This window comes from Candidatus Neomicrothrix sp. (assembly GCF_035329545.1).
Classification (GTDB): domain Bacteria; phylum Actinomycetota; class Acidimicrobiia; order Acidimicrobiales; family Microtrichaceae; genus Microthrix; species Microthrix subdominans.
Genome location: NZ_DAOLGP010000014.1, coordinates 22,671 through 40,052 on the forward strand (window position 1 = coordinate 22,671; position 17,382 = coordinate 40,052).

Here is a 17,382-nt window from a genome sequence, read left to right on the forward strand (position 1 = left end):
CGGCGCTCAATCCCACAGGGATGCCAACAGCGCGTCGACCTCGTCGGCCACCCCGACCGTGCCGTCGAGGGCCACCACCTCGTCGAGCGTCGCATCCACCGCAGTGGTCGTGGCCTCGAACAGATGGCGCGCCGGCTCGATGAACCGGCTGACCTGGCCGTACAGGTGCCGGTCGTCGTGACCGTGGCGGTTGACGTGGTAGCGCAACGGCACGTGCACCGACAGCTCGTCCCGGGCACGGGTGAGTGCCACGTACAGCAGGCGCAGCTCCTCGGCCATGGCGTCGACGTCGCCGAGCGCCATGTCGGAGGGGATGTTGCCATCCGAGGCGTGCAGCACGTGGACGGCGCGCCACTCGCCGCCCTTGGCCGAATGGATCGTGCTCAGGGTGAGCCAGTCGTCGTCGAGGTGCGGGGGACCGGCGAGCTCGGAGGTTTTGCCGGGGGGATCGAGGGTCAGCTCGGCGAGGAAACGGGATCGGCTGCGGTAGCCGCCGGCGCTGGCGGCCAGCTGGCCGATGTCGGCCAGCCGCACATCAGCGTTGTCGTAGCGGCCGGGAAACACCATCGCGCAGAAGCTCGCCAGGCGCTCCACCTGCTCGGCCGGCGGCCGGGACTCGCCCCGACAGTCGGCGAACGCGGCGCGCAGCTCGGCGGCCTGGGCGGTGGCCGCAGGCGGCAAGGCGCCCACGCCGCCGATGAAACGGCCCAACGGATCGTCGCCCAGCGACGCAGCAGCGGTCGCCCCGGAAGGCTCGGGCGCCGGCTCGACCAGGCCCAGTTCAGCGATGATCCGGCGGACGGTGGCCGGCCCCACCCCGTCCAACGAGGCGAGCACGCGGTGCCAGGCCATCGCATCGGCGGGGTTCTCCAGAATGCGCAGCTGCGCCAGCAGGTCCTTGACGTGGGCCGCCTCCAGGTACTTCAGCCCGCCGAACTTCACGTAGGGGATATCCCGCCGGGTCAGCTCGAGCTCGAGCGAGTCCCCGTGATGGCCGGCGCGAAACAGCACCGCCTGTTGGCGCAGGTCGATCCCCCGCTCCCGGGCATCGAGCACGGCGTTGGCGACGGCGCGGCTCTGGGCCCCCTCGTCGTGGTGGGTGGCCAGCATCGGCCGGGGCCCGTCGCTGCGCGTGGTCCACAGCTTCTTGGCGAAGTGGGTGGTGTCGGACAGCACGGCGTTGGCCACCGCCAGGATCGGTTGGGTCGATCGGTAGTTGCGTTCCAGGGTGACGATCGAAGCGCCGGGGAAGTGCTCGGCGAACGCCCACATGTTCTCCACCGAGGCCGACCGAAAGCCGTAGATCGCCTGGGCGTCGTCGCCGACGGCGCACACCTGGGTACCGGCCTGGTACGGCGTCCCCGCCCGGGTCAGCGCACGCAGGATGTCGGACTGGATCGGATTGGTGTCCTGGTACTCGTCGACGAGCACGTGGTCGAAGCGCTCGGCCATCGCTGCGCCGGCGGGGGAGGCGAGCACCCCACGCCAGAACAACAACAGATCGTCGTAGTCGAGCAGGTGATGGCGCCGTTTGGCGGCGGTGTAGGCGGCAAAGATCGTCTTTAGATCGTCGCCATCATCGGCGCACCACGGGTAGTCCACCTCGAGGACCGCTGCCAGCTTGGCCTGGCTGTTGACCACCCGGCTGTAGATGGCGGCGACGGTCTGCGCCTTGGGGAACCGCTTGGCCCGTTCGCCGAAGCCCTCCTCGGTGCGCACCATCCCCATCAGCTCGGTGCTGTCGGCGTGATCGAGCACGGTGAAGTTGGGGGGCAACCCGGCGGAGCCACCGAACGTGCGCAACAAGCGGTTGGCCACCGAGTGAAACGTGCCGCCCCACACCTGCGCTGCGGCACCCGAGCAGTCCCGCTCGGCGGCTGCCACCCGGCCCAACATCTCGGCGGCGCTGCGGCGGGTGAAGGTCAACAACAGGATGCGGCTGGGATCGACCCCGTCGGCGATCAGCCCCACCACCCGGGCCACCAGGGTGCGCGTCTTGCCGGTGCCGGCGCCGGCGACGACCAGCAGGTGACCGCCGCGCGCCTGGACCGCCCGCTGCTGTTCGGGATTGAGCAGGTCGGGGCTGACGTGGTCGGCGGCGGATGGGGCGAACATGCGTTCGAAGTGTAACCGCTGCGGGAAGCCCTCACGTGGGCCGGTAGGCTCGGACCGCTATGCGCGCACATGAACTGCGATCTGCCTGGGACCGATTTTTTGAGCGGAGGGGCCACACGGTGGTGCCCTCCGCCGGGCTGATCCCACACCACCCCTCGGCGCCGATGTTCACCAACTCGGGCATGATGCCCTTCGTGTCGTACTTCCTGGGCGAGGAGGCGGTGCCCTACGACCCGCCGCGTGCGTCCTCGATCCAGAAGTGCGTGCGGGCCGGCGGCAAGCACAACGACCTCGACGCGATCGGTCGCAGCACCCGCCATCTGTCGTTCTTCGAGATGGCGGGCAACTTCAGCTTCGGCGACTACTTCAAGGCCGAGATGATCCCCTGGGCCTGGGAGTTCGTCACCTCGTCGGTCGGTGAGGGCGGCTTGGGGGTCGATGGCGACCGGATCTGGGCCACCGTGCATACCACCGACGACGAGGCCGAGGCGATCTGGGCGGACGTGGTCGGCCTGCCCCGCCAGCGCATCCAGCGCATGGGCACCGACAACTTCTGGGAGATGGGCGAGACCGGCCCGTGCGGGCCCAGCTCGGAGCTGTTCTTCGACTTCGGGCCGGAGTTCGGCGCCGACGGCGGGCCGGCCCAGGGCTCCGAGTGGCGCTACATCGAGTTCTGGAACCTGGTCTTCACCCAGTACTTCCGCGGCGCCGACGGCCAGCTGACCGACCTGCCCAACACGAACGTCGACACCGGCCTCGGCTTCGAGCGCACCCTGGCCCTTACCGAGGGCAGCTCCTCGCTGTACGACGCCGACGGCATGCGCCAGCTGGTCAGCGGCGCCGAGCAGGTCACCGGACGCTCGCTGGGCGACAGCGACCTGGGCGACATCGCCCTGCGGCTGCTGGCCGACCATACCCGCAGCACGGCTTTTCTCATCTCGGACGGCGTGATCCCCTCCAACGAGGACCGCGGTTACGTGCTGCGCCGCATCATGCGCCGGGCGGTGCGCTTTGCCTACCTCCTCGACGTGTCCGACGCGGTGCTCGTGCCGATGATCGAGCGCTGCGCCGAGATGATGGGCGACGCCTACCCCGACCTGAGGACCAACAGCGAGCTGATCCTCGGCGTCGCCGAACGCGAGGAGGGCCAGTTCCGCACGACGCTGGCCAACGGATCGACGCTGCTCGACCAGGCGCTCGACGGCCTCGACGACGATGCAACCCTGCCCGGGGCGGTGGCCTTCAAGTTGCACGACACCTACGGGTTCCCCCTCGAGGTGACCGAGGAGATGGCTCAGCTGCGAGGCCACGAGGTGGACCTGGCCGGCTTCGACGCCGAGATGGAACAGCAGCGGGCCCGGGCCAAGGCGGCATCCAAGGGCGGCGGCGTCGAGGTGGGCGAGGCGGCCGACGAGTTTCGCCGGCTGATCACCGAGAACGGCCCCACCGAGTTCGTCGGCCGGGAGGTGTCGACGACCGAGGCGACCGTGCTCGGCATCGTCGGCGGCTCGGTCGTGCTCGACCGCACGCCGTTCTATGCCGAGTCCGGCGGCCAGGTGGGCGACACGGGCACGCTCAGCTGGTCTGGGGGCAGCGCCCGTGTGCTCGACACCACCTTCGCCCTGCCCGGGCTGACCCGCCACGTGCTGGGGAACGATGCAGCGCCCGACGTGGGCGGCCTGTCGGCGGGGGACACGGTCACAGCATCGATCGACGTCGAACGCCGCAACGCCATCCGCCGCAACCACACCGCCACCCACCTGCTGCACTGGGCGCTGCGCCAGGTGCTGGGCGACCACGTCAAGCAGCAGGGCTCGCTGGTCGACGAGACCCGCCTGCGCTTCGACTTCAGCCACTTCCAGGCGCTCAGCGCCGACGAGATCGTCCGCATCGAGGACCTGGTCAACCGCGAGGTGCTCACCGGCGAGCCGGTGAGCCACGAGGAGATGAGCCGCTCCGACGCCGACGAGCGGGGCGCGATCGCCTTCTTCGGGGAGAAATACGGCGACGACGTCCGCGTGCTGGAGGCGGGCCCGTCGGTCGAACTGTGCGGCGGCACCCACGTGAGCGCGCTCGGCCAGATCGGCACGGTCAAGGTCACCTCCGAAGCTTCGATCGGGTCGAACATCCGACGCATCGAGGCCTCGACCGGGCTGAACACGATCGAGCTGCTCCGTCGTGACGAGGCCACGCTGGGTGCGCTGGCCGCCGAGCTGGGAACCTCAAGCGACGAACTGCTCGCGACGATGCGTCGACGCAACGACGACAACAAGGCCCTGCGGGCAGAGGTGGGCCAGCTGCGCACCGAGGCAGCCCGATCCAAGGCGATGTCGCTGGCCGAGACCGCCACCGACGGGGTGATCGTCGCCCGGGTGGAGGCGGCCAGCCGCGACGAGGTGCGCGACCAGGCGCTGGCCCTGCGGGACCGGCCCGGGATCCGAGCGGTCGTCCTCGGCGCCGTCCCCGGCGGCAAGGGCGTCACGCTGGTGGTCGCCACCAGCGTGGACGGTGACCTGCACGCCGGCGAGCTGATGGCACCCGCCGCCAAGGCGATCTCGGGCGGCGGCGGCAAGGGCGCCGACCTGGCCGTGGCCGGCGGGAAGAACGCCGACGGGCTCGACGAGGCGCTCGAGATGTTGCGCACTGCGCTCGGGATCTCGTGAACGACGCGGCCGACACCCCTGGCTTACCGGCCGAGGTGGACGCGCTGCCGCCTCCAGGGCGTCTGCGGGCGCTGGGCATCGACCCCGGCACCAAGCGCATCGGCGTGGCGGTCGGGGCGGTGGGCGTTGCCACACCGCTGCGGACCATCCAGCGGACCAAGGACATCCCGGGCGACTTCCGCCGCCTGGCCGGGTTGGCCGACGAGTACGAGGTGGACGTGGTGGTCGTCGGGCTGCCGGTGTCCCTCGACGGTCAGCAGCGAGCGGCCGCCCAGCGCGCCCTGCGCGAGGTGGAAATGCTGCGAGGCTGTCTGAACGTGCCGGTTTTCACCTACGATGAGCGCTTGACCACCGTCACAGCGGAGCGTTCGTTGGACCAACTGAACATGACGGGCCGCAATCGCCGGGCCGTCGTCGACGCCGTCGCAGCCTCGGTCATCCTTCAGGGGTGGCTCGATCGGCGCGCTCATCTGGCGCTGACCGAGCAGGGGTCGTTCGACGCGGAGCGAAGCCGGTGAACGACGTGGCCGACGACTGGGAGACCACGGCGCACGAGGAAGGCCGGCACGGCACTCCGGTGCTGGTCTTCCAACACGACGACGGCACCTTCGCCGACGAGGCGGACAATCACGTCTTCGACGACGGTGCCGGCGGCTTCGTCTACGAGGACGGCACCCCGGTCATCGTCGCCGACCCCGACGATCCTTCCCGGGACGCAAGGCCGGCGGCGGAAACCCTCGTGTACGAGGACGGGGAAGGCGGCTACGTCGACGAGCACGGCAGTCCGGTCTACGACGACGGCGCCGGAGGATGGGTTGACGGTCACGGCCTGCCGCTCGGAGACGTGTGGGACCCGGCACCCGCCGACGTCGTGCCCCCGCCGGAGCCATCACCGCGATCGGGTCGCAAGCAGAGCTACGAGGACCTGGCCAGCAACGACGGCTGCGGCCGGCGCGGGATCATCGGCGTGGTCGTTGTGTTGGGTGTCGTCATGTTGGTGGCGGCCGGTGCCGTCTTTTGGGTGCTGCGCAAGGTCGACCCCCCGGGCGAGCCCGGCAAGGCGGTCGGCATCGTCATTCCCGAGGGCGCCACCGACACCGATGTCGCGCTCCTGCTCGAGGACAACGGCATCATCAGCAACGCGTCGGTGTTCGGCTGGTACGTCCGCTTCACCGGTGGCAGCTGGAGTTCGGGTGACTACCCCGAGCTGCAGAAGAACTCGAGTTTCGCCGAGGTCACCGAGGTCCTTAACGGGGGCCCGGTCCCGGTCGGCACCTCCCGGGTCACCATCCCCGAGGGCGTCGAACTCGACGAGGCCCTGACCATCCTGGCGGAGCAGTTTCCCGATATCTCCAAGGAGGACTTCCTCGCCGCGCTGGACTCGGGCAAGGTGACGTCGAAGTACGTGCCCGCCGAGCTGCCCCCGCTGGAGAACGGCGAGATCCCGCCGGACAAGTACAACAAGTGGGAGGGCATGCTGTTCCCCGACACCTACGAGTTCTCCGAGGACGCCACACCGGAAGCAATCCTCCAAAAGCTGGCCGACCAGATGACGAGCGAACTCGACGAGCTCGGCTTCCAGAACTCCGAGGCGAAGGTTGGGCTTACCCCGTACGAGACGGTGATCGTCGCCTCGCTGGTCGAGAAGGAGGCCGGCACGCCGCCCGAGGAGCGATCGCAGATCGCCCGGGTGATCTACAACCGGTTGGCGGCCCCGGAGATCCTCGGCATCGACGCCACCGCTGTATACTCGAAGGGCAAACCCGGCGGCCAGCTGACCACCCAGGAGCTGCGCGACGAGACCGATCCGTTCAACACGCGCACCAAACAGGGGCTGCCACCCACACCGGTGGGGCTTCCCTCGCGGGCGTCGCTGAAGGCGGCCATCGCCCCCGAGGAGGGCGCCTGGATGTACTACGTGCTCGTCGAACCCGGCGTTCACGCGTTCGTCGACACCCAGGCGGAGTTCATCGAGCTGAGAGACAAGGCCCGCAACGAGGGCGTGATCCAGTGAGCGGCGGGTGCGCTCGCCCGAGTTGATCTCCGGCGCCACCCGCTTGGCGGGGGTGATCGGCGATCCGGTGCGGCACTCCCTGTCGCCCGCCATCCACAACGCCGCCTATGCCGCCCACGGCCTCGACTGGGCCTACGTCGCCCTGCCGGTGCGGCCGGGCGGGGTCGAGGCGGCACTGCGGGGGGCGGTGGCGCTCGGTCTGGAAGGCCTGTCGGTGACGATGCCGCACAAGGCGACCGCTGCAGCGTGCTGCGACGAGCTCACCCCGGCGGCGGTCTCGCTCGGCGTTGTCAACGCCACCAAGCGGGTGGGTACGTCGCTCGTCGGCCACAACACCGACGGCACCGGTTTCCTCCACGCCCTCTCAGCCGCCGGCTGGGACGCGGCAGGGCGCAACGCGATCGTGCTGGGGGCCGGCGGCACCGCTCGGGCGCTCACCGCGGCGCTGGCCGGCGCCGGCGCCGCCCGGGTGACCGTTGCCGCCCGCCGGGCCGACGCCGCCCGTGAGGTGGCGCAGCTGGCCGGGGCGGTCGGGGTCGGCGTGGCGCTCGACCGGGTCGACGACGCCGGTTGGGGCGGCGCCGACCTGGTCGCCAACACCACACCGGTCGGCATGATCGGGGGGCCTGCTCCACAGCATGCGCTGGCGCAGGTCGAGCTGCTGTCTCCCCGGTGTTGGGTGATCGACGCGGTGTATCACCCGACCGAGACGCCGCTGCTCGTCGCAGCGAAGGGTCGGGGCCTGTCGACCCTGGGCGGCGTCGAGCTGTTGGTCGGCGTCTCCGCCGAGGTCTTCACCTGGTGGACCGACCTCGATGCGCCCCTCGATGCGATGTCGGCCGCCGCCCTCGACCAGCTGGGACGTGAGCGGTAATCGGAGCGCTTGCCCGACGCGCCGGGCGGACCGAGCGACCCGGCGGCCCGGTTAGCGTTTGGCCATGACTGCGGATGCCACCGAGGGGACCCCCCTGCCGACGCCGGTGCGCCGGAGACGACCCGTGACGGCACCGGTCACGCCGAACCTCGGCGCACTGCCCGTGGCGCTCGTCGGGCTGCCCGGCTCGGGTAAGTCCACCGTGGCCCGGCTGCTCGCCGAGCGGTTGGGCTGGCGCTGGGTGGATCTCGACGACAGGATCGAGGCGGTGACCGGGCAGTCGATTCCCGAGCTGTTCGAACGGGGGGAGGACCACTTCCGCACCGTCGAGACCGAGGTGCTGCGCGGCGTGCTGGCCCTCCCGACCGAGGTGGTCGTCGCCACCGGCGGCGGCATCGTCACCTCCGAGGCCAACCGGGCCACCCTGGTCACCCGCTCGACGGTGGTGTGGCTCGACGTCCCGGTCGGACAACTGCTCGACCGACTCGGCTCGGATGCCACGCCCCGCCCGCTGCTCAACGATGGCGATCCTGCCCTCCGCCTGGCCGAGCTGGCCGCGGCCCGCAGCCCGCTGTACGAGGCCACCGCCGGCCATCGCATCGACGCCGCCGTCGACCCGGCGCAGGTGGTCGACCAGATCGCAGCGCTGCTCCAGTTCCCGGCGCAACCCCAACCCACCGGCGTGGGCGGCGGCAACGACCGGTAGGATCGACACGTGCCCAACACGACTGCGCCGGTTCGAGAGGTCAACGTCGATCTGGGGGACCGCTCCTACGACGTCCGGGTCGGTGACGGGACCCGCCTTCAACTGGGTTCGATGCTGCCGGCCGGGACGCGCCGGGTCGCCCTGGTGACCGAGGCCGACCAGCCGTGGCTGGACTCGACGCTGGCGGCGCTCGACGTGGCGGTGTCGGTGCACACGATCGACGGCGGCGAGGCCCACAAGAACCTGGCCGCGATCGAGGCGCTGACGTCGTCGTTTGCCCGGGCCGGCATCAACCGCGCCGACTGCGTCGTCGGCCTCGGCGGCGGCCTCGTCACCGACGTGGCCGGATTCGCCGCCGCCAGCTACCACCGTGGCCTGCCGGTCGTGCACGTGGCCACCACGCTGCTCGCCCAGGTCGACGCGGCGATCGGCGGCAAGACCGGCGTCAACCTGCCCGAGGGCAAGAACCTGGTCGGCGCCTTCTGGCAACCCTCGGCGGTGATCTGCGACACCGAGACGCTCGACACGCTGTCGCCGCGGGAGTGGCGCTGCGGCATGGGCGAGGTGGCCAAGTACCACTGGCTGGGCGGCGGTCGACTCGACGACCTGAGCCTGGTCGACCGGGTGGCCCGCTGCGTCGAGATCAAGGCCGAGGTCGTCGCCTCCGACGAGCGCGAGGGCGGCCGACGGGCCATCCTCAACTACGGCCACACGCTGGCCCACGCCATCGAAACCGTGAGCGACCACGCACTGGCCCACGGCGAGGCGGTCGCGGTGGGGTTGATCTTCGCCGCCGAGCTGGCGCAGCGGCTGGGACGCATCGATGCCGCCGCGGTGGCCGAACACCGACGGGTGATCGCCTCCTACGAGCTGGTCGACCGGCTGGATCCGTCGCTGGGCGACGACGACCTGCTGGCGGCGATGGGCCGCGACAAGAAGGCGCTCGACGGCCTGACCTTCGTGCTCGACGGCCCCGACGGGGTCGAGCTGGTGACCGATGTGCCCGTCGGGTTGATCGTCGAGGCCCTGCATGCCACCCGATAGCGACGACCACCCGATGAGCGCCCCGGCCACGGCCGACGATCGAGCCACGGTGCTGTTGTTGTCGGGGCCCAACCTCAACCTGTTGGGCAGCCGGGAACCGGAGATCTACGGTACCGCCACCCTGGCCGACCACGTCGAGACCGCCACCACGACCGCAGCTGCGCTCGGACTGGCGGTCGAGGCGATGGCGACCAACGCCGAGGCCGACGCGGTGGAGGCGGTGCACCGAGCCCGTGGCCGCCACCGGGCCATCGTCGTCAACCCCGGTGCGTTCACCCACTACTCCTGGGCGCTGCACGATGCGCTCGCCGCGTTCGAGGGACCGGTGATCGAGCTGCACCTGTCCAACCCCGACGCCCGCGAACCCTGGCGGCGAACCTCGGTGGTGGCACCGGTGGCCACCGGCACGATCGCCGGGTTCGGCGGCGACGGATACCGCCTGGCGATCGAGGCGGTCGCCCACCTGCTCGACCAAGGCTGATCCAGGGCATCCACTAGCCTTGACGGGCCGCCCCCCAGACAGCAGAGGTACCGCATGGCCCAAATCTCCACCGCCGACTTCAAGAACGGGATGACGCTCGACCTCGACGACGGGTTGTTCACCCTGGTGGAGTTCCAGCACGTGAAGCCCGGCAAGGGGCACGCCTTCGTGCGGACCAAGCTGAAGAACGTCCGCACCGGCGCCGTGCTCGAGCGCACGATGCGTTCCGGCGAGAAGATGGAGCGGGCCATCGTCGACAAGAACGAGATGTCGATGCTGTACCGGGACGGGGCCGACTTCGTCTTCATGGACTCCAACACCTACGAGCAGCTGCACGTGCCGCCCGAAACCGTGGGCGATGCAGCCGACTACCTGGCCGACAACTCCACCGCCGTCGTCGTGTTCTACGGCGACGAGATCATCGGCATCGACCTGCCGGCGTCGGTCGACCTCGAGATCACCCAGACCGAACCCGGCGTTCAGGGCGACCGCTCCTCGGGCGGCACCAAGCCGGCCACCCTGTCGACCGGCAAGACCCTCCAGGTCCCGTTGTTCGTCAACCAGTCCGACACGGTCAAGGTGGACACCCGAACCGGCGAGTACCTCACCCGTGCCTGAGGGTGCGGGCGACCCGGTGCCGTCCCCGGTCCTCGGCGGCCGGCGCGAGGCGCGCGAGCAGGCGTTGCTGTTGTTGTACGAGGCGGAGATCCGCAGCCTCGGCGCCGAGGCGATGGTCGCCGACGTGGTCGTCGAACCCGACGAGTACACCGCCGAGGTGCTGGCCGGGGTGGAGGCCAACCAGGAACGCCTCGATCAACTGCTCGGCGAGCGCACGGGCGACTGGCCGATCCATCGCCTCGGGGCGATCGATCGGGCCGTGCTGCGGCTGGCCGTCTGGGAGCTGACCGAACGGCCCGACATCCCGACAGCGGTCGTGTTGAACGAGGCGGTCGAGCTGGCCAAGACCTACGGCACCGACGACTCGGGCAGCTTCGTCAACGGCGTGCTGGCCACGCTCGCCGACGACGTTCGATCCGACGGCACGGGCCACGGCTCGGCCCAGCGCGGCGATGGCTGAACGCGAACGGCGCCTGGCCCGGCCCTACGGGGGCACGTTTCATCCCCGCGTGCGGGTGATGGACGCCGACGATCTGGACCGTGCCCGGCGGCGCATGGCCGGCGAGATCATCGAACGCAACGAGGGCACCGGGTCGCTCGTGCTGATCGGGTTGCAGACCGGCGGCATCGAGCTGGCCCGCCAGCTGGCCGTCGAGGTGGCGGCGCTCGACACGGCCGCCAGCTCCGAAGCAGTCGCTGCGCCGCCGGTGGGCACCCTCGACGTGGTCATGCACCGCGACGACGTCGGCATCCGGCCGTTGCTGCCCCAGGCGGCCACCTCGATCCCGGTCGACCTCACCGGCATGACCGTCGTGCTCACCGATGACGTATTGTTCACCGGGCGAACCGTGCGGGCGGCGCTCGACGCGCTGGCCGACTGGGGGCGTCCCAGGGCGGTGCAGCTGGCGGTCATGGTCGATCGCGGCCACCGGGAGCTGCCGATCGCGCCGGATTACGTCGGTCGGGTGGTGCCCACCCGCCGGGTGGAGCTGGTCGATGTCGGCCCCGACGGGGTCGACCTGGGCGAGCTGGTGAAGTGAGGCAACCCCGGTGAGCGACCTGCTGGACATCGAATCCCTTGGCCGATCCGGCCTCGAGGAGCTGCACACGCTGACCGACACGATGGTCGAGGTGAGCTCGCGGCCGATCCCCAAGAGCCCGGCGCTGCGGGGCCGCACCGTCGTCAGCTGCTTCTTCGAGGACTCGACCCGCACCCGGCTCAGCTTCGAGGCAGCGGCGCGCCGCCTGTCGGCCGACGTGATGGGGTTCTCGTCGGGCAGCTCGTCGATGAGCAAGGGCGAGTCGGTGCGAGACACGATTATGACGATCGACGCCATGCGGGTGGATGCCTACGTGGTGCGGCACCGTTCGTCGGGGGTTCCGCACCAGATCAGCCGCTGGACCGACGCCTCGGTGATCAACGCGGGCGATGGCCAGCACGGCCACCCCACCCAGGCGCTGCTCGACACCTACACGCTGACCCGACGCCTCGACCGGCCGGGCCTCGACGGCCTGCACGTCGTCATGGTGGGCGATGTGCGCCACAGCCGGGTGGCCCGCTCGAACATCGCGGCGATGACCGCGCTTGGCGCCGAGGTGACGCTGGTCGGCCCGCCCACCCTGTTGCCGCCCGAGGTGGCCTCGTTTCCGGTGCGGGTCGGCCACGACCTGGACGCGGCGCTTGCCACCGCCGACGTCGTCTACGTGCTGAGGATCCAGCGGGAGCGCATGAGCGAGGCGCTGATCCCCACGCTGCGGGAGTACACCGCCACCTACGGGCTGACCGCCCGGCGCCTGGGGCTCATCGGCGCCGACGCCCACCTGATGCACCCCGGCCCGATGGTGCGGGGGCTCGAGATCTCGTCGGAGGCGGCCGACGATCCCCGCTCCCTGATCACCGCCCAGGTGGCCAGCGGCGTTCCCACCCGCATGGCGGTGCTGTTCTGGGCGTTGGTCGCCAACCCCGATACCGCCAACCCTGATACCGCCGGGCCTGCCGAGCCGAGCAATGACACCGACCGAGCAGACATCGACGGAGCAGACGGCGAGCCGACGCCCCCCGAGGAGCACCGATGAGCACTGGTCCCAACCCGACGGTCAAGCTCCGGGGCGGACGCCCCTGGACACCGGGCGACAGAGGGGACGGCACATCCGCCGATGTCCTGGTGCGCGACGGCCTGGTGGCAGCCATCGGCCCCGAGGCGACCGAGGCGACCGCCGACATCACGTTGGACTGCGGCGACTGCGTCGTCTCCCCGGGGCTCGTCGACCTGCACACCCACCTGCGCCAGCCGGGCAAGGAGGAGGCCGAGACGATCGAGAGCGGCGGCCGCGCCGCCGCCCTCGGCGGGTTCACCGCCGTGTTGGCCATGCCCAACACCACACCGACGATCGACTCTGCCGAGGTGGTGCGCGAGGTGCTCGAGCTGGGTCGGTCCGCACCGTGCGCCGTGCATACCTCCGGTGCGATCACGGTCGACCGGGCGGGGGAGCGGTTGGCCCCGATGGCCGAGATGGCCGCCCTCGGCGTCTCGCTGTTCACCGATGACGGCAGCGGCGTTCAGGACGACGCGCTGATGCGTCGTGCGCTCGAGTACGCCGGCGGGCTGGGCGTCATCCTGGCCCAGCACTGCGAGGTGACCTCGTTGTCGCAGGGCACGTGCATGCACGAGGGCGCGGTCTCGTCCCGCCTGGGTCTCAGCGGACAGCCGGCGGAGGCCGAGGAACTGATGGTGATGCGCGACATCGCGCTCAGCCGCCTGACCGGCACCCCGGTGCACTTCCTGCACCTCTCGACCGCCCGCTCGGTCGACCTGGTGCGTCAGGCGAAGGCCGCCGGCCAGACGATCACCGCCGAGGCGGCCCCCCATCACTTCACGCTGACCGACGAGGCCTGCGTCGGGTACGACCCGCTTTTCAAGGTGCACCCGCCCCTGCGCACCCCGGCCGACGTGGCTGCGGTGAAGGCGGGCCTGGCCGACGGGACGATCGACGCCATCGCCACCGACCACGCCCCCCACACGCCGGACAGCAAGGAGCTGCCCTTCGACCAGGCCCCTCCCGGCATGCTGGGCCTGGAGTACGCGCTGGCGCTGGCGCTCACCGAGCTGCAATTGCCGCTCGACGCCGTGATCAGCCTGTTGTCGGTGCGCCCCGCAGTCATCGGCCGCATGGACGAGCAGGGCCGGCCGGTGGCGGTTGGGGAGCCCGCCAACCTGTGTGTGATCGACCCGAGCGCCACCTGGACGATCGACGACACCGGCGGTGCGTCCCGCAGCCGCAACGTGCCCTATGCGGGCCGTCGGGTGACCGGCAAGGTGCGCCACACGGTGTGCGCCGGCGAGCCGGTGGTGATCGACGGCGCCGCCCAACGCTGACCCGGCCGGCCGGCCACCCCCACCCACCCAAACCGACACCCACATCCGCCCAAACCGACACCCACACCCGCCCAAACCGACACCCACACCCGCCCAAACCCGAACTCGGGAGTGCACACTGCCGTCTGGTGGTTGTTTGGGCTCCCCAGTTGCGGGTGGGTCTCCAACTCGGGAGTGCACACCGCGCCCTGGCGGTTGTTTGGGCTCCCCAGTTGCGGGTGTGGAGCGGACGTGGAGCGGACGTGGTGCAGGTGTGGTGCGGGTCGTGCGCCCGAGTTCCGGGTGATCGCCCGTGCGCCGGTACGGTGTCCGGCGGAACCGACCCGGCCGACCGGGTGGGGGTTGAGCTGTTGAGAGGACTGGCGTGAGCGTGACCGAGGCTGCACTGGTACTGAGCGATGGTTCGCTCTTCGAGGGAGAGGCGATCGGTGCCGCCCCCGAGGGCGGGATCAGCAGCGGCGAGGTGGTGTTCAACACCGTGCTCTCCGGTTACCAGGAGGTGCTGTCCGACCCGAGCTACGCCGGTCAGATCGTCACCTTCACCTATCCCCACATCGGCAACACCGGAACGACCGACCTCGACGACGAGTCGGCTCGTCCCAGCTGCGCCGGCATCGTCGTCCGCGACCTGGCCCGCCGCCACAGCAGCTGGCGCGCCGAGCTAAGCCTGGACGAGTGGCTGAAGCGCCACGGCATCGCCGGCATCGCCGGGGTGGACACCCGCCGCCTCACCCGTCACCTGCGCAACCACGGCGCGGTGCCGGGCGTGTTCGGCACCGCGAGCGAAACCGACCTGCGCGCCGCCGCATCCAGTGCCACCGGCACCGACAACAACGACCTGACCCGCCTGGTGACCACCCCGGAGCCTTACGTGCGCCCCGGTGGTCCCCGCCGGGTCGTCGCGGTTGACTACGGGATGAAGGCCAGCCTGTTGGCCCACCTCCAACCGCTCGCCACCGTCTCCGTGGTACCGGCCGGCTCGAGCTCCGATGACATCCTGGCCCTCGAGCCCGACGGCGTGTTTCTGTCCAACGGCCCCGGCGACCCGGCGGCGGTGACCCACGCCCCGGCGATGATCGCCGAACTGCTCGGGCAGGTGCCGGTCTTCGGCGTGTGCATGGGCCACCAGCTGCTGGCGACCGCCCTGGGGGCCAGCACCTACAAGCTGCCCTTCGGGCACCACGGCGGCAACCACCCGGTGCAGGACACGCTGACCAACACGATCGAGATCACCAGCCAGAACCACAACTACTGCGTCGACCCGCAGGGCATCGCCGGCGTGGAGCTCAGCCACATCAACCTCAACGACCAGACCCTCGAGGGGTTCGTCGGCACCGAGGTGGCGGCCCTGGGCGTCCAGTACCACCCCGAGGCGGGCCCCGGCCCCCACGACAGCGGTTACCTGTTCAACCGCTTTGCCGCGCTGATGGACGCCCGCGCTACCTGAGGCGGCGCCGCCGAGCGACCTAGCCGGCGGGCTTGAGTGTGTCGAGCACCGCACGCTCCTCCTGGGCCAGGTGATCGCTCAGCCCCGAGGTGATGGCCTTTTCAACTTGGCCGCCGACGAACAGCACCTTGACCCTCAGATCACCTTGCACGTTCCGGCTGGTTGCGTCGTCGAGCTGCTCGTAGCGAATTGCGGCCGAGGCCGCCAGCTTGCTGGCGTAGTTCTCGGGCTGGAAGTCGACGGTGGCGGTCCCGGCCGAGAGGTCGGTCACCGTCTCCTCGATCCAGACCAACTTGTCGCGGTTGACCACAGCGGTCGCCGCAGTGGGCAGGGGAGCGATGAACCGGTAGCGCAGGCGCACCGTGACCAGGTCGCCCTTCTTCGTTCGGTCGACCACCTCCGGCACCGACACTTTGGTGAACCCGGACAGTTCCCCCCACATCTCGGTGCCGGTGTACATCTCGAGCACCTCATCGCGACTGATCGGATAGGTCTGGGTGACGGCAAACCGCATCGGCCCATCTTGGCACGATGGCCGCCGGTACGCTGGGTGACGATGTCCCCTCACGCAATCCGTCATCCAGGTGCCTTCGAGCCCCGCACGACCCCACCTTCACGACGCCCCCGTCCCCTGCGACTCCTGGTCGGAGTGGTCGGGCTGTGCGTTGCGGCGACCCTCGCCCTCGGGGCGTGCGCCAGCGACGACACCGACGGCCTCACCGGCGATGCCGCCGCGGGCCGCGACATCGCCCGCGATCGGGGCTGCACGCAGTGCCATTCGGCCGACGGGGGCGACAACGCCCGCGGGCCCAGCTGGGCGGGGCTGGCCGGGTCCGAGGTGACCTTGGAGGACGGCAGCACCGTGACCGCCGACCGGGAGTACCTGGAGCGGGCGATCACGGACCCGGCGAGCGAGATCGTCGAGGGATACAAGCCGATCATGCCCAAGGTGCCTCTCGACGACGCCCAGCTCGACCAGGTGATCGCCTACATCGAGGCGTTGGGCGACGGCGCCTCGACCAAGGATTGAGCGGCCCCGACCCCCATCTCGGGCACCCCGCCGTCGGCTGCTAACTTGCTCCTTTCGATGGCCTCCCCCCATGTCCTCACCGCGCCGCCGTGCGCCCCCCTCCGCCTCGAAACCCACGCCGGGAGCCAACATGCCGCGTCGTGACGACCTCGAATCGATCCTGCTGATCGGGTCCGGCCCCATCGTGATCGGCCAGGCCTGCGAGTTCGACTACTCGGGCACCCAGGCCTGCCGGGTGTTGCGCGAGGAGGGCTACCGGGTGATCCTGGCCAACTCCAACCCAGCCACAATCATGACCGACCCGGACTTCGCCGATGCGACCTACGTCGAGCCCCTCGACGTCGAGGTGCTGACCGCCATCCTCGAACGGGAGCGGCCCGACGCCGTGCTGGCCACGCTCGGCGGCCAGACCGCACTCAACCTGGCGATGGAACTGCACGAGGCCGGCACCCTCGAGCGCCTGGGCATCGAGCTGATCGGCGCCAATGCCGAGTCGATCGCCACCGCCGAGGACCGTTCGCAGTTCAAGGACGCGATGATCGAGATCGGTCTGTCCGTGCCCGACTCCGGCGTCGCCCACGACATGGCCGAGGCCGAGGCGGTGGCCGCCGAGCTCGGCCTTCCAGCCATCATCCGACCGGCGTACATCCTCGGTGGACGGGGCACCGGCATCGCCTCGACGCCCGAGGAGTTCACCCGCCTGGCCCAGCGGGGCCTCGAGGCCAGCCCGATCTCCGAGATCCTGATCGAGCAGTCGATCCTTGGCTGGAAGGAGTTTGAGCTCGAGGTGATGCGCGACGGCGCCGACAACTGCGTGATCGTGTGCTCGATCGAGAACTTCGACCCGATGGGCGTGCACACCGGGGACTCGATCACCGTCGCCCCGGCCCAGACCCTCTCCGACGTCGAGTACCAGACGATGCGCGACGCCGCATTCGCCTGCATCCGGCGGGTCGGGGTGGAGACCGGCGGGGGCCACCCGCATTTTTCGGGGTACCCCGCCCGCCGAGGAC

Annotated in this window: 16 protein-coding genes and 1 pseudogene; 15 read left to right on the plus strand and 2 right to left on the minus strand. The window is 70.5% G+C overall.

The window, feature by feature from the left end:
- Positions 1-6: 6 nt before the first annotated feature.
- Positions 7-2,115, minus strand: a complete 2,109-nt coding sequence (locus tag PKD89_RS09685; protein ID WP_287379292.1) for an ATP-dependent helicase — start codon at positions 2,113-2,115, stop codon at positions 7-9.
- A gap of 59 nt (positions 2,116-2,174) precedes the next feature.
- On the opposite strand from PKD89_RS09685, the gene alaS reads away from it, so the two are divergent.
- The 13 genes from alaS (at position 2,175) to carA (ending at position 15,339) form a co-directional block, all read left to right on the plus strand.
- Complete coding sequence (gene alaS / locus PKD89_RS09690) at positions 2,175-4,778, plus strand: alanine--tRNA ligase (protein ID WP_287379293.1); 2,604 nt, start codon at positions 2,175-2,177, stop codon at positions 4,776-4,778.
- On the plus strand, positions 4,775-5,296 hold the full coding sequence (gene ruvX, locus PKD89_RS09695) for a Holliday junction resolvase RuvX (protein WP_287379294.1): 522 nt from the start codon (positions 4,775-4,777) through the stop codon (positions 5,294-5,296). The genes alaS and ruvX overlap by 4 nt, the downstream gene beginning before the upstream one ends.
- Positions 5,293-6,792, plus strand: coding sequence for an endolytic transglycosylase MltG (gene mltG / locus PKD89_RS09700; RefSeq protein WP_287379295.1), 1,500 nt, complete (start codon positions 5,293-5,295; stop codon positions 6,790-6,792). The genes ruvX and mltG overlap by 4 nt, the downstream gene beginning before the upstream one ends.
- A gap of 7 nt (positions 6,793-6,799) precedes the next feature.
- Positions 6,800-7,666, plus strand: coding sequence for a shikimate dehydrogenase (locus PKD89_RS09705; protein ID WP_287379296.1), 867 nt, complete (start codon positions 6,800-6,802; stop codon positions 7,664-7,666).
- Between the two features lie 64 nt (positions 7,667-7,730).
- Positions 7,731-8,372 (plus strand): shikimate kinase, encoded by a 642-nt coding sequence (locus PKD89_RS09710; RefSeq protein ID WP_287379297.1) that lies wholly within the window; start codon positions 7,731-7,733, stop codon positions 8,370-8,372.
- Positions 8,373-8,381: 9 nt separating this feature from the next.
- Positions 8,382-9,416: a 3-dehydroquinate synthase family protein gene (locus PKD89_RS09715; RefSeq protein WP_287379298.1), complete on the plus strand. Its 1,035-nt coding sequence runs from the start codon at positions 8,382-8,384 to the stop codon at positions 9,414-9,416.
- Between the two features lie 13 nt (positions 9,417-9,429).
- Positions 9,430-9,897 (plus strand): type II 3-dehydroquinate dehydratase, encoded by a 468-nt coding sequence (locus tag PKD89_RS09720; RefSeq protein WP_287379299.1) that lies wholly within the window; start codon positions 9,430-9,432, stop codon positions 9,895-9,897.
- A gap of 54 nt (positions 9,898-9,951) precedes the next feature.
- A complete protein-coding gene (gene efp, locus PKD89_RS09725; protein WP_287379300.1) occupies positions 9,952-10,515 on the plus strand; it encodes an elongation factor P in 564 nt (187 codons plus the stop codon).
- A gap of 16 nt (positions 10,516-10,531) precedes the next feature.
- A complete protein-coding gene (gene nusB, locus PKD89_RS09730) occupies positions 10,532-10,975 on the plus strand; it encodes a transcription antitermination factor NusB (protein WP_289010701.1) in 444 nt (147 codons plus the stop codon).
- Positions 10,968-11,555, plus strand: coding sequence for a bifunctional pyr operon transcriptional regulator/uracil phosphoribosyltransferase PyrR (gene pyrR / locus PKD89_RS09735; protein ID WP_287379302.1), 588 nt, complete (start codon positions 10,968-10,970; stop codon positions 11,553-11,555). The genes nusB and pyrR overlap by 8 nt, the downstream gene beginning before the upstream one ends.
- Before the next feature lie 10 nt (positions 11,556-11,565).
- The gene (locus PKD89_RS09740) at positions 11,566-12,591 is read left to right on the plus strand and encodes an aspartate carbamoyltransferase catalytic subunit (RefSeq protein WP_289010702.1); all 1,026 of its coding nucleotides are present in this window, start codon (positions 11,566-11,568) and stop codon (positions 12,589-12,591) included.
- Positions 12,588-13,892, plus strand: a complete 1,305-nt coding sequence (locus PKD89_RS09745; RefSeq protein ID WP_324332410.1) for a dihydroorotase — start codon at positions 12,588-12,590, stop codon at positions 13,890-13,892. The genes PKD89_RS09740 and PKD89_RS09745 overlap by 4 nt, the downstream gene beginning before the upstream one ends.
- Before the next feature lie 364 nt (positions 13,893-14,256).
- Positions 14,257-15,339 carry a glutamine-hydrolyzing carbamoyl-phosphate synthase small subunit gene (carA, locus tag PKD89_RS09750; RefSeq protein WP_289010704.1) on the plus strand — a complete coding sequence of 361 codons (1,083 nt, stop codon included), beginning with the start codon at positions 14,257-14,259 and terminating at the stop codon, positions 15,337-15,339.
- Between the two features lie 19 nt (positions 15,340-15,358).
- Here the strand turns inward: carA and PKD89_RS09755 are convergent, their stop codons facing one another.
- Entirely contained in the window at positions 15,359-15,853 is a 495-nt protein-coding gene (locus tag PKD89_RS09755) for a DUF2505 family protein (RefSeq protein WP_289010705.1), read from the minus strand.
- Between the two features lie 42 nt (positions 15,854-15,895).
- On the opposite strand from PKD89_RS09755, the gene PKD89_RS09760 reads away from it, so the two are divergent.
- Both PKD89_RS09760 and carB read left to right on the plus strand, forming a co-directional pair.
- Positions 15,896-16,369: a c-type cytochrome gene (locus PKD89_RS09760; protein WP_289010706.1), complete on the plus strand. Its 474-nt coding sequence runs from the start codon at positions 15,896-15,898 to the stop codon at positions 16,367-16,369.
- A gap of 130 nt (positions 16,370-16,499) precedes the next feature.
- Positions 16,500-17,382: pseudogene (gene carB / locus PKD89_RS09765) on the plus strand (carbamoyl-phosphate synthase large subunit); the annotation flags it as partial.

Coding starts and splice junctions, on each gene's coding strand:
- PKD89_RS09685 (WP_287379292.1), bottom strand. CDS start 2,115: ATGTTCGCCCCATCCGCCGCCGACCACGTCAGCCCCGACCTGCTCAAT.
- PKD89_RS09720 (WP_287379299.1), top strand. CDS start 9,430: ATGAGCGCCCCGGCCACGGCCGACGATCGAGCCACGGTGCTGTTGTTG.
- alaS (WP_287379293.1), top strand. CDS start 2,175: ATGCGCGCACATGAACTGCGATCTGCCTGGGACCGATTTTTTGAGCGG.
- PKD89_RS09745 (WP_324332410.1), top strand. CDS start 12,588: ATGAGCACTGGTCCCAACCCGACGGTCAAGCTCCGGGGCGGACGCCCC.
- pyrR (WP_287379302.1), top strand. CDS start 10,968: ATGGCTGAACGCGAACGGCGCCTGGCCCGGCCCTACGGGGGCACGTTT.
- PKD89_RS09760 (WP_289010706.1), top strand. CDS start 15,896: ATGTCCCCTCACGCAATCCGTCATCCAGGTGCCTTCGAGCCCCGCACG.
- PKD89_RS09710 (WP_287379297.1), top strand. CDS start 7,731: ATGACTGCGGATGCCACCGAGGGGACCCCCCTGCCGACGCCGGTGCGC.
- efp (WP_287379300.1), top strand. CDS start 9,952: ATGGCCCAAATCTCCACCGCCGACTTCAAGAACGGGATGACGCTCGAC.
- PKD89_RS09755 (WP_289010705.1), bottom strand. CDS start 15,853: ATGCGGTTTGCCGTCACCCAGACCTATCCGATCAGTCGCGATGAGGTG.